Below are 11614 nucleotides of genomic sequence, written 5' to 3'. Positions count from 1 at the left end.
AACTTAAACCAACCTGCAGTTTTAATCACCCCCGTTGACTAGTCTTACCCCAAATAAATCTCTAGAATCCGCCACGAAATAACATTTCAGATTTTAAATCAATAGCTCCAAAAAAAAATATTGATTTAAATGTTTTAACTTCAAAATATGGATATTGGTATGTCTTTTAAAAAAGTTAGCATGGGTATGGCAATTGCACTGGCTCTGAGCGCAGGTTCCGCAGTTGCAGCTGTTCCAGGTGACACAGGTACGATTACTTTCCACGGCATGGTGTCTAACACCACTTGTAAAGTTTCCCTGGATCAGAAAATTGACCAGAGTGGTAACGATTTCGATGTCACCCTGGACACCGTATCTGTTGCTGATTTTGGCACCACTGCACTGGGTACTACCAGCACCCTGGGCCAGAAAAAATTCAACCTGGCGCTGACCGGTTGTGATACTGCTACCGTGGCTAAAGCATCTGCACAGTTCAATTCCTGGGCGGGTTCTACTTCTACCGAAGGCGGCCTGCTGGTTCCACCAGCAAACGCTCAGGGTTCTGCGAAGAACGTTAACCTCGTACTGAGCAACGATGGCAACACCAAAACCGATCTGGTGAAAATCGACCAGACTAACAACACTCAGCAGGCCACTGTTGATACAAGCGGCGCGGCTAAGCTGTACTACAAAGTAGCTTATACCCAGGGCCAGGGTTGGGATCAAACCACTAACCCAGTATCCGCCGGTACCGTGCAGGCACAAGTTGCCTTCACCATGAACTACGAATAATCCTCTTTGTTTTGCAGGTTTTAAATAATCCCCCGCTTCTGGGGGATTATTCTTATCATTCCAACAGGAAGTGGAAAAATTATGTTTAACGCATCCGTAATTAAAGGATTAAAGACCGCGCTGTTTACTGCTGTTTTATTTTCAGCATCACACGCCAGTGCCGATATTGTTATTTCCGGCACCCGCATTGTTTACCCTGAGTCATCAAAAGACGTCATCGTTAACCTGGATAACCGTGGTGCAAAACCTCTGCTGGTTCAGTCCTGGCTGGACGACGGTCGCGACGAAAAAAGCCCCGAAGAACTTAAGCTCCCGTTCGTGATCACCCCGCCAGTTTCACGTATCGACCCTAAGCAAGGTCAGTCTCTGCGTATTACCTACATGGGTCATTCGCTGCCAAAAGACCGCGAATCGTTGTTCTGGTTTAACGTATTAGAAATTCCGCCAAAACCTAAAAATGCCAACGCCGAAAATACAAACCAGCTTCAGCTGGCGTTCCGCACCCGCATTAAATTCTTTTTCCGTCCAGACGGACTGAAAGGCTCAGCGCTGGAAGCCGCCGACCATGTCACCTGGACCATGAAGAAAGACGGCAACGGCGTCAGCCTCGTCGCCCATAACGAGTCCCCGTACAACGTAGCGATTTCAATGGTCAAACTTAAGTCGGGCCAAAAGACCTATGAGGTAGCCCACCAGTCTGTTCTGCCTTTCAGCGAGAAAGCCATGCTGGTCAAAGGATTAACCACCACCACAACCGGCAAAGTGGCATACGAAACAATTAACGATAACGGTGGGGTCGACAACCACGAAACCACGTTGAAGTAATTTGCCACCCGACAACATAACAATAGATAGCATGAGCTCTGCGGATATGTTTATCCGCACTGATAAATGGATGTGCCATGGTGTTCCGACGTTCTCTTTTATGCCTTGCGATCGGCACGGCATTCCCCTTACATGTTTGTGCAGACAGTCACGCAGCTAATGACACCGCGCAGGAAAACGAAGATGCGGTCGAATTTAACGAACAGTTTCTTCTCTCAAGAAGCACAAATATTGACGTAAGCCGCTTTGCGCATGGTAACCCGGTGGCGCCGGGTACGTACCGTACCAGGGTCAATTTAAACGGCACGTTAAAATCGACGGTTGACATTATCTTTAAAGATAACGGGACGCCGCGCGCGACACCCTGTATTACGAGGCTTTTGCTCTCGCAGTCCGGTGTGGATACCCGCGCACTCGGAGACGAGCTGGACGACGACGACAACGAGACCTGCATCGATGTAAAAAAATTCTATCCTGAAGCGTCGGTCAACTACGACAGTGCTAAGCAGGTGTTGAACCTCAACTTCCCGCAAATTTACGTGGTTAAGCGCCCGTTAGGCTATGTCGACCCGTCCCTTTGGGATAACGGCATTCCGGCGGCACTTCTGTCTTACGATCTCAACGGCTGGCACAGCGAAAACAGCGGTTCAACCTCTGAAAGCGCCTATGCGGGCCTGCGCTATGGTCTCAACATGGGACCATGGCGCCTGCGATCGCGCGGCAGTCTGAACTGGGATAAAGACAACGGCACGCACTACAGCAGCCAGGATATTTATCTTCAGCGTGACATCACCTCTCTTGACGCGCAATGGGTACTCGGTGACTCCTTTACCAACGGAGAAGCCTTCGACTCCTTGAGCCTGCGCGGAACACGTCTGTATAGCGACGAACGTATGCTGCCAAACGGTTCGACGGGGTATGCACCGGTGATTCGCGGTGTGGCAAACAGCAATGCCAAGGTCAGCGTCACGCAGAGCGGCAATAAAATTTATGAGACCTCAGTGCCGCCGGGCGCGTTTGAGATCAACGATTTGAGCACCACGGGCTACGGTAACGATCTGCTGGTCACCATTGAAGAGGCGGACGGCAGCAAGCGCACGTTCACGGTGCCGTTCTCGTCCGTGACCCAGATGCTACGCCCTGGATCCTCACGCTGGGACGTTGGCATGGGTGAACTGAACGACGACTCGCTGATCGACAAGCCCCAGGTAGGCTACGGTACGCTCTACTACGGCCTCAACAATACCTTCACGGGCTATGCTGGCGCCCAGTACACCGACATGGACTTCTATGCAGGCATCCTCGGCCTGGCCATGAACACCCCCATCGGTGCTTTCGCGCTGGACATCACCCAGTCGCACGCGGATATCGAAGACCTGGGCACGCGCAGTGGGCAGAGTTATCGTCTGACATACAGTAAGCGCATTGAAGCCACGAACACCTCGTTCAACGTGGCGGCCTATCGCTTCTCTACCGAAGACTATCTGAGCCTGAACGATGCCGCGCAACTGCGTAACAGCATCAAACAGCAGAACTATGCCAACCGTAGCTATGAGTCAAATACGGCTCTTTACGATGACTACCAGCGTACTAAAAACCAGATCCAAATCAGCCTTAACCAGCCTCTGAGGGCGGCTGAAAAGGATTACGGTTCGCTGTACGTCAGCGGAACCTGGCAAGATTACTGGAACGGGGAAGGCTCTAACTCTAACTACAACGTGGGCTACAACAACAGCTTCGCCTACGGTAGCTATAGCCTGTCGTTACAGCGGACTTACGACCAGCGCGGTCAACAGGATGACAGCGTTTACCTCAGTCTGAGCGTGCCGCTGAGCGTCTTCTCGCAGGACAACTCGCGTTTAGCTGGGTTCTCGAACGTCAACATGGGCCTGCGTTCCGATCTTAAAGGCGGTACTAACTTCAACAGCTCCGCGAGTGGCAACACTCAGGATAACAAGGTCAGCTACTCCGTCAGTACGTCGTCCAGCAGCGGTAACTACGGCAACCTGAACCAAATCAGTGGTTATAGCTCGCTAAATAGCAGCTATGGTCCGCTCGGCGTTTCCGCCTCGTTTGGTGACGACAATAGCAAGCAGTTCTCCGCCTCTTACAGCGGCGGGATGGTCGCACACGCGGGCGGCATCGCCTTCGCACCGGGCAGCATTGGCGATAACGATGCCATCGCGGTAGTCAAGGCCAGCGGTGCGAAGGGCGCGGGTGTGGGCTACGGCGCAGGCACAATTGACGACTCCGGCTACGGCATTCTGCCGTATATGTCCGCGTATCGGGAAAACCGGGTTTCGCTGGATATCAGGACCCTCGAAAACGACGTTGAAGTGAAAAATACCACCACCACCACCGTACCGCGCAGCGGTTCTGTCGTGCTGGTGAATTTTGAAACCGACGAAGGACGTTCGGTCGTTCTTGAGCTTAAGCGTAACGATAACGGCTTTATTCCACTGGGCGCTGACGTGCTGAATGAAAAAAATGAATCGGTGGGTTCCGTGGGCCAGGCCGGTCAGGCCTATGTTCGCGGTATCGAGAACAGCGGCGTGCTCCGCGTGGTCTGGAGCGGTGACAAGGACGGCTCCTGCACCGTGCGCTATCAGCTGAAACCCGATTTAGAGAAAGCCGGGCTCATTACCCTCCTCAATAACCAAACATGTGAAATGTAATCCGGGAAATTAAGAGAAATCATATGAAAAAGATGCTTCTCAGCCTGTCTGTCATTGTCATGACAGCGCTGACGCTTTCAGGGACGGCACACAGTACCGATCTTACGGTTAACTTTACCGCCAACCTTCGTGAAACGACCTGTGATATGAAGCTGGTTGGCGGCTCAGGTTCCAATACCGAGCAGACGCTTAAAATCGGAGACTCACAGGGCAAAATCCGTCTCGACCAGGTGCAGGCCGGTACAGCGACAGCTGAATTCAAGCTGGCCATCGTTGAATGTCCGTCCTCGCTGAGCGACCTGAAAACCACGGTGAAGGGTACGCAGAACACCGATCTGTTAACGGGCGTAAGTAACTCGAAAACGACCGCCAGCGGCGGTGCAGATTATGCAGCCGTCACCATTGCCCGTGCATCCGCCCCGGACGCACCGTTCACCATTAACTCGACCAACGATGCTCAGCGTCTGGTCTGGTCCGCGGCGGAAATCACCAGCAAGGAAATCCCCCTGGTGGCGACTCTGAAAGAAACCCAAACCGGCAAAATGACCACAGGCGATTTCGAAGCCATAGTGACGTTTGAATTCAGCTACGAATGATTTGTGCAGATAACGGAGCACTCAAATGAAATTTAACTCAACTTTACTCGCCCTGTCCGTTGCTGCCCTTTTCGCTACCGGCACGGCAAATGCAGCGATTACAGGCACCCCCAGCGCCAAGCTAACCGTCCAGTCAACCATCACCGCTGGCACCTGTACGGCGAAAGTGACCAACAGCGCGGGCGCGGATGCCACTGAGGTGAACTTTGGTGATGTGTATAAAGCTGATCTGGAAAACAAAAGTCGCGTAGAACCGCTGAAAATCTCATTCACGGGCTGCGCTGGCGTGAAAAAAGCCATGGTGTCTGCGGCGTCCGGTACAGGCGGCTCATGCTCAGGTAATAACCTGGACGGTGACGCTTATGCCGCCGGCCAGAACACCGCCTTTGAGCTCTGGTCTGGCGCGGTGGATTCCGGCCTTCAACTGAACTGTAAGACGCCCCCCGCAGCGCAGGCGGTTACCATCACCAGCGGCGTGGGTGAGTTCCCGATGAACTCCCGTATCGTGATCGCGAAGGATAAGACCATCGCTGATGTGGGTACAGGCTCGGTAACTGCGCCTGTGACCTTCACCGTAACCTATCAGTAATACAGGAATTGTCATGCAACAATTACCGATTCTCTTTCGCCAGCCCGGTCTTGTGTTGCTTGTCGGCCTGGCTGGTGGGCTTTTACCTGACGTAGGCCGGGCAAATTCAGGCCTGGATACGAACATTACCGCCAACATTGTTAATAGCAGTTGTAAGGTAACCGTTGATAATGGAGGAGAAATCTATCTCCCCACGGTTATACGTAGTTGGTTTTATAACGCTGATGGTAGCGATCGCTATGTTCCTGGCGATGATGCAGGCGGCACACCTTTTAAGATTCATGTCGATGACTGCTATGGTGAAAGCGGCAACCCTGCAAAGCTGAATTTCAGCTTCTCTCCTCAATCAGGATTCTGGCCGGGACAAAACCAGGTATTTAAAAGCGATGATACTGCTGCAGGAACGGCGAGAAACGTCGGCGTGGTGATTTTTTCCGGAAAAAATAATGCCAACGTATTAAATAACGACGGAACGTCAAAAGTCGTTTACGACGTGAGTGGTGAGGGTTCTGCATATATAACGGATTATGAATTCTACGTCAGATATCAAAACACAGGCGTTGTTACTGGCGGGACGGTGACCAGCAAAATACGCGTTGACGTCACTTATGAATAATAACCAGAACAGGAAATGGATGAGAATGTTCAAAGAATTCACACACAGCCCCCTTATTAGCGGTGCTGCGAAGGTTGCCTTAACCGGCCTGCTTTTCTCTTTTTGCCAGTCAGGTTGGGCAGCAGAATGTCGAATGGATGATGGCGATGGCGGTACAACAAAACTGGTCAACTCTGAATACTCGGGGGCAACAATTCGCTTACCCGATCAGGGGGCGTATATCAATGAAATCTTTACCGTTAACATCACGCCGGGCATCCAGATACATTGTGGCCCCGGGAATGACGGTTACAATCTGATGGCGCAAACCAACCCTGAGCTGCTGGCAGGCAGCAAGTACAACGAGGGCATGTTTGCGACCAATATCCCCGGCATCTATTACAGCGTGAAGGTAAAAACCTCCGACACTGGAATCGGCGGCCTATTTGGAACGAATACTTCCGGCTGGTATACCACTGCAGCATGGGGGCCAAATACACCGCTGGACGGTAAGTGGCTTAATACGTACATATTTCTCTACGTCGGTTATGACTACCAGGGTAACCCAAACAGGGAAACCGTTATAAAACCGAGACCGGGTACCCTGGGGAAAATGTCGATAGGCGATCCCGCGGACAGCAATAACCAGCCCTGGACATTTACAATAGATGAGAACTCATTCCAGATCCCCGTCGTATTGCCTACCTGTGATATCGTTATGCTGGGTAACGGCACGCACACGGTGGATATGGGAGATTATTTTGTTTCCGATATCAGATACAAGCGCGTCAAGGACGTGCCTTTTAGCATAAATTTCAACGACTGCACCAGCGTGGCACGATATACCACTAAGCTCACGACAACCAAACTGACGGGTATAGACCATGACCTTCTCGGCAATACGCTTTCAACAGGGGCGCAAGGTGCGGGCGTGAAGATCTTGTATAACAACGGGAACTCGCAGCTTATTCCCAATGATGCGAACTCGTCGTATGACATGACGGAAACAGGCGTCCCCACGTCGACGCAGATAAACTTTGTGGCCCAACTGATCGCAGATGGCAGCATGATTACCCCCGGCGCGTTTAGCGCCTCCGGCGTGTTCACCATCTCCTACAATTAATCCTACCCCTGCGGCTGATTGCTGATCAGCCGCGACATCGTCTCCAGCGAATCCGTTCTTAAGATATAGAGGCGTTTCAGTAGGAACGGATTATCCCCCGGTTTGACCTTCCCCTTCACCGTCGTTACCGCCAGATGAAAACCGGCGTCGTTCGCTGCCTTGATCGCTTTATTGTCATAACCGCCAAACGGGTAAGAAAGGTACAGCACGCGCGGGTTGAACTGCGACAGCGCACGTCGGGAACGTTCAAAATCGAACAGGATCACGTGATAGCTGCGGCTCAATAAAATCGGGTGTTTATACCCATCCACGCGATGCAGGAAGTGAGTGTGAGACTGAATGTCGAACACGTCCTGTATGCCCTTAATTTCCTGAACGCTCATAAACTGCAGCGATTTTGGGTCCCACTTCTGCGGATGACCTTTGATGCGTGACGAAATAATAAACGCGGTCGCGTTGAAGCCATATTCTTTCAAAACCGGGTAAGCGTAACGGCTCACCGACTTCAGCCCATCGTCAAACGTAATCACCACCGCCTTCGCGGGCAGGTTCATCTTGTTACGCACGTAGCCTTCCAGCTGGTACATCGTCAGCGTCGCGTATCCCTGATCGCGAAGCCAGGTCATCTGGTTGCTGAACGCACGTACGCTGGTGGTCGTGGAGGTATGGCGAAAACGGGTGTTTTCTTCGTCGCGCAGAATATGGTGGTAGGTGAGAACCGGGATGCCGTTATCTTCCTGCGCATCCAGGCTGCTGATCCACGCCAGGCGATTGCCAATGCGGATTTGATACCACGTCTGATTCAGACGGTCTTTGAGCTTATTCAGAATGGGGTAACGCAGGTTGGCGCTAAGGGTGCCAAAGGGCGCACTTCCGCTACTGGGCGCGTTATAGACGGGCGTATCTTTCCAGGTGATGAGGCTTTGGTTACTGAGCGGCTTATTCAGATCGCCCAGACTGTCCTCTACACGCTGCTTGCCCTGCACGTTTTCAAGGTGCGCTTTATCAATAAACCCCGTGCCGAATCCGAAGCGAAATTCATAATAATCCGCCGCGGCGGGAAAGACCGCGAGGATCTGCCCGGCGCGCACATTGCCCACGTTAACCACGTCGTTACCCACCTGGGCCCAGATGGCTGCATCCTCAGTGGTTTGCATATAGTGAGCAGGGAGACCTTGCTGACTCACCAGGCTGGCAGACGCCCCACCGGACACCAGCAGCAAAAGGATAAAGATAACGCGCATGAACATAGGATATAAATCGACACGGAAAATCAGTCGCCATTGTAGCAAAAGCGACATCAATACCAATGTTTAATGTTTATACAGATCGTGAAGCAGAACGAAAGGCGGGTTCTTCTGCTGCTGGTGCCACAAGCTGCTCACCCCAGGCATGCCCTCCCCCACAATGGCGTGACGAAACTCCGCGCTGCTTAATGAGGCGCGAAGGGGATACATGGCTTCGAGTAAAGGCAGACTGATACCGGAGATCACTTCACAATTATCGTGCTTGTGGCTCAGCAACGCGGCGGCACGATAAGGTGCAGCGCCTGATTTATCCGTCAGAAAAATTACCCCGTCACCGGTGTCTGTTTCATGCAGCGCATCGCACATCATCCGGCTGAGCATGTTGGTGCTTAACCCACGCCAGTAGTTAACCGCCCGGCATTGCACCAGCGGACCCAATCTGGCCTCAAGTTTGTCCAGCATTTCCTGCGCCTGTTCATCGTGGCAGGTGATAACCCATCCCAGCATAACTCTCTCCTTAGCAGGCAAGTAGTTTAGCGGAGTGAAGGTTAGCTTACGGTGATAACTGTCAAAGAAAGCGCCCGGCAAACAGAACGTCGCCGGGCAAAAGGTTAGCTGCGAAGACCGCGACCACGCTGGATCAGATACCAGCACAGCAGGTAGAACGCGACAATGAATACCCCCAGCACCGCCACCGTCGTAAACAGCGGTACATCGGTAATACCGAGGAAGCCAAAGCGGAAGCCGCTGATCATATAAACGATCGGGTTCAGGTGCGACAGCGCCTGCCAGAAGGGCGGCAGCAGCGTCAGGGAGTAGAAGACCCCGCCGAGGTAGGTGAGCGGCGTCAGCACGAAGGTCGGGATCAGGCTGATGTCGTCAAACGTTTTGGCAAATACCGCGTTCAGCAGACCGGCCAGCGAGAACAGGATTGCCGTCAGAAGCAGCGTCAGCGCGACAAATAGCCAGGAGTGGACCTGGAACGGGACGAAGAACAGCGAAATCGCCGTCACCAGGATCCCCACGCACAAACCGCGCGCCACGCCGCCGCCCACGTACCCGGCGATAATCACGTGCGTCGGCACGGGTGCCACCAGCAGCTCTTCGATATTGCGCTGGAATTTGGCGCTAAAGAACGACGACGCCACGTTCGCATAGGCGTTGGTGATCACCGCCATCATGATCAGACCCGGCACGATAAATTGCATATAGGTAAAACCGTGCATCTCACCAATCCGGGAACCAATCAAATTACCGAAGATGATGAAATAGAGCGTCATGGTGATCACCGGTGGCACCAGGGTTTGCACCCAGATACGCATAAAGCGGTTAATCTCTTTCGCCCAGATGCTTTTCAGCGCGACCCAATAAAGATGCGTCATGCCTTGTCTCCTTGTTTATCCTGCACCAGAGAGACAAACAGCTCTTCCAGTCGGTTCGCTTTGTTACGCATACTTAAAACCTGAATCCCCTGCGCGCTCAGCTGAGAGAACACGCTGTTGATCCCCTGCTCGCGCAGCACTTCCACTTCCAGCGTCGAGGTATCCACCAGACGATACTGGTACCCTTCCAGCTTCGGCAGCGGGCTTTTTGCCGCCAGGTCGAGGATAAAGGTTTCTGATTTCAGCTTGGAAAGCAGGTTTTTCATCGAAGTGTTTTCCACCAGCTCGCCGTGCTGAATGATGCCGATGTTCCGGCACAGCATTTCAGCCTCTTCCAGGTAATGAGTGGTCAGAATAATGGTGGTGCCTTTATCGTTCAGATCCTTCAGGAAGCCCCACATCGAGCGGCGCAGTTCGATATCCACACCCGCGGTCGGTTCATCGAGGATCAGCAGTTTTGGCTCATGCATCAGCGCACGGGCAATCATCAGGCGGCGTTTCATCCCGCCGGACAACATCCGCGCACGTTCGTTACGTTTTTCCCACAGGTCGAGCTGCTTCAGGTACTTTTCGCTGCGCTCCAGCGCCTCTTTGCGCTCAACGCCGTAATAACCCGCCTGGTTAACGACGATCTGCTGCACCGTCTCGAACGGGTTGAAGTTGAACTCTTGCGGTACCAGCCCCAGCTGGCGTTTGGCGTTAACCACATCTTTTTGCAGATCGTATCCGAACACGCTAACGCGGCCGGAGGTTTTGTTCACCAGCGAGCTGATGATCCCGATGGTGGTAGATTTCCCTGCCCCATTCGGCCCCAGAAGCGCGTAAAAATCCCCGGCCTCTACTTTAAGATCTATCCCGCGTAGCGCCTGAACGCCACCCGAATAGGTTTTTTTAAGCTGCTCAAGCTCCAGTGCAATTGCCATGAATTTAACTTACCTTCAGTTCTTACACACGTTGTGTGGTTTCATTAAAAGTCGGGTTACCCTATAGTAGCGCAACGCAATTACTTGGTTACAGGTCGCTAACCTCCATGAACGACATAGATACACTCATTAGCAACAATGCACTATGGTCAAAAATGCTGGTGGAGGAAGACCCCGGATTTTTTGGAAAACTCGCACAAGCCCAGAACCCGCGCTTTCTCTGGATTGGCTGTTCCGACAGCCGCGTGCCGGCGGAACGTCTGACTGGCCTTGAGCCAGGAGAACTGTTTGTTCACCGTAATGTCGCCAACCTGGTGATTCACACCGATCTCAACTGCCTGTCTGTGGTTCAGTATGCCGTTGACGTTCTGGAAGTCGAGCACATCATTATTTGTGGCCACTACGGTTGCGGCGGCGTGCAGGCGGCGGTTGAAAACCCGGAACTGGGATTGATTGATAACTGGCTGCTGCACATCCGCGATATCTGGTTCAAACATAGCTCACTGCTGGGCGAAATGCCGCAGGAGCGTCGCATGGACACCCTGTGCGAACTCAACGTGATGGAGCAGGTGTATAACCTTGGGCATTCGACCATCATGCAGTCAGCGTGGAAACGCGGGCAGAAGGTCTCTATCCACGGCTGGGCGTACGGTATTCACGATGGTCTGCTGCGCAATCTGGAAGTCACCGCCACCAACCGCGAAACGCTGGAACAGCGTTACCGCTCAGGGATTGCCAACCTCAAGCTTAAGCATGTGAACCACAAATAAGTGCACGTTAAAAAGCCGGGTGGCGCCGAGGTAAAAGCAAAACGGCAACCAGGTTGCAGTTTTTTGGGTTTGCTCCCTCTCCCTGTGGGAGAGGGCCGGGGTGAGGGCATCAGGCCGC

The 11614-nt window shown here is 52.8% G+C and carries 12 protein-coding genes; 8 read left to right on the top strand and 4 right to left on the bottom strand.

Features of this window, described 5'->3' with window-relative positions; translation table 11 throughout:
- Positions 1-159: 159 nt before the first annotated feature.
- The 7 genes from L977_RS20950 to L977_RS20920 all read left to right on the top strand — a co-directional run bounded on the left by L977_RS20950 (position 160) and on the right by L977_RS20920 (position 7174).
- Positions 160-771 carry a fimbrial protein gene (locus L977_RS20950; RefSeq protein ID WP_023336764.1) on the top strand — a complete coding sequence of 204 codons (612 nt, stop codon included), beginning with the start codon at positions 160-162 and terminating at the stop codon, positions 769-771.
- 81 nt (positions 772-852) lie between these two features.
- Positions 853-1596: a fimbrial chaperone gene (locus tag L977_RS20945; RefSeq protein WP_045269066.1), complete on the top strand. Its 744-nt coding sequence runs from the start codon at positions 853-855 to the stop codon at positions 1594-1596.
- 77 nt (positions 1597-1673) lie between these two features.
- Positions 1674-4271, top strand: coding sequence for an outer membrane usher protein (locus tag L977_RS20940; RefSeq protein ID WP_045134590.1), 2598 nt, complete (start codon positions 1674-1676; stop codon positions 4269-4271).
- A 23-nt stretch (positions 4272-4294) separates the two neighbouring features.
- Positions 4295-4867, top strand: a complete 573-nt coding sequence (locus L977_RS20935) for a fimbrial protein (RefSeq protein WP_023332110.1) — start codon at positions 4295-4297, stop codon at positions 4865-4867.
- A gap of 25 nt (positions 4868-4892) precedes the next feature.
- Positions 4893-5456 (top strand): fimbrial protein, encoded by a 564-nt coding sequence (locus L977_RS20930; RefSeq protein WP_014882593.1) that lies wholly within the window; start codon positions 4893-4895, stop codon positions 5454-5456.
- Positions 5457-5469: 13 nt separating this feature from the next.
- Positions 5470-6072 carry a fimbrial-like protein gene (locus L977_RS20925; protein ID WP_045281037.1) on the top strand — a complete coding sequence of 201 codons (603 nt, stop codon included), beginning with the start codon at positions 5470-5472 and terminating at the stop codon, positions 6070-6072.
- A gap of 25 nt (positions 6073-6097) precedes the next feature.
- Entirely contained in the window at positions 6098-7174 is a 1077-nt protein-coding gene (locus tag L977_RS20920) for a fimbrial protein (RefSeq protein ID WP_197061811.1), read from the top strand.
- A gap of 2 nt (positions 7175-7176) precedes the next feature.
- Here L977_RS20920 and L977_RS20915 read toward each other — a convergent pair whose 3' ends face one another.
- The 4 genes from L977_RS20915 to L977_RS20900 form a co-directional block, all read right to left on the bottom strand.
- Entirely contained in the window at positions 7177-8424 is a 1248-nt protein-coding gene (locus L977_RS20915; protein WP_047626860.1) for a polysaccharide deacetylase family protein, read from the bottom strand.
- Between the two features lie 63 nt (positions 8425-8487).
- Positions 8488-8928, bottom strand: a complete 441-nt coding sequence (locus L977_RS20910) for a PTS sugar transporter subunit IIA (RefSeq protein ID WP_014882589.1) — start codon at positions 8926-8928, stop codon at positions 8488-8490.
- A gap of 104 nt (positions 8929-9032) precedes the next feature.
- Positions 9033-9803, bottom strand: coding sequence for an ABC transporter permease (locus L977_RS20905; RefSeq protein ID WP_023332106.1), 771 nt, complete (start codon positions 9801-9803; stop codon positions 9033-9035).
- A complete protein-coding gene (locus L977_RS20900; RefSeq protein ID WP_023332105.1) occupies positions 9800-10726 on the bottom strand; it encodes an ABC transporter ATP-binding protein in 927 nt (308 codons plus the stop codon). The genes L977_RS20905 and L977_RS20900 overlap by 4 nt, the downstream gene beginning before the upstream one ends.
- A gap of 107 nt (positions 10727-10833) precedes the next feature.
- Here L977_RS20900 and can point away from each other — a divergent pair, with 107 nt between their 5' ends.
- Positions 10834-11496, top strand: coding sequence for a carbonate dehydratase (gene can, locus L977_RS20895; RefSeq protein ID WP_014882586.1), 663 nt, complete (start codon positions 10834-10836; stop codon positions 11494-11496).
- Positions 11497-11614 lie beyond the last annotated feature (118 nt).

Origin of the sequence: Enterobacter sp. ZOR0014 (assembly GCF_000798855.1) — a bacterium.
Taxonomy (GTDB): Bacteria; Pseudomonadota; Gammaproteobacteria; order Enterobacterales; family Enterobacteriaceae; genus Enterobacter; species Enterobacter kobei.
Note: the sequence above shows the minus strand (reverse complement) of the source record. Positions and strands in the feature narration are given on the sequence as shown.

Bases quoted from the DNA above. Each gene is read 5' to 3' on its own strand.
- L977_RS20950 (WP_023336764.1), top strand. From the start codon at position 160: ATGTCTTTTAAAAAAGTTAGCATGGGTATGGCAATTGCACTGGCTCTG.
- L977_RS20945 (WP_045269066.1), top strand. From the start codon at position 853: ATGTTTAACGCATCCGTAATTAAAGGATTAAAGACCGCGCTGTTTACT.
- L977_RS20940 (WP_045134590.1), top strand. From the start codon at position 1,674: ATGGTGTTCCGACGTTCTCTTTTATGCCTTGCGATCGGCACGGCATTC.
- L977_RS20935 (WP_023332110.1), top strand. From the start codon at position 4,295: ATGAAAAAGATGCTTCTCAGCCTGTCTGTCATTGTCATGACAGCGCTG.
- L977_RS20930 (WP_014882593.1), top strand. From the start codon at position 4,893: ATGAAATTTAACTCAACTTTACTCGCCCTGTCCGTTGCTGCCCTTTTC.
- L977_RS20925 (WP_045281037.1), top strand. From the start codon at position 5,470: ATGCAACAATTACCGATTCTCTTTCGCCAGCCCGGTCTTGTGTTGCTT.
- L977_RS20920 (WP_197061811.1), top strand. From the start codon at position 6,098: ATGTTCAAAGAATTCACACACAGCCCCCTTATTAGCGGTGCTGCGAAG.
- L977_RS20915 (WP_047626860.1), bottom strand. From the start codon at position 8,424: ATGTTCATGCGCGTTATCTTTATCCTTTTGCTGCTGGTGTCCGGTGGG.
- L977_RS20910 (WP_014882589.1), bottom strand. From the start codon at position 8,928: ATGCTGGGATGGGTTATCACCTGCCACGATGAACAGGCGCAGGAAATG.
- L977_RS20905 (WP_023332106.1), bottom strand. From the start codon at position 9,803: ATGACGCATCTTTATTGGGTCGCGCTGAAAAGCATCTGGGCGAAAGAG.
- L977_RS20900 (WP_023332105.1), bottom strand. From the start codon at position 10,726: ATGGCAATTGCACTGGAGCTTGAGCAGCTTAAAAAAACCTATTCGGGT.
- can (WP_014882586.1), top strand. From the start codon at position 10,834: ATGAACGACATAGATACACTCATTAGCAACAATGCACTATGGTCAAAA.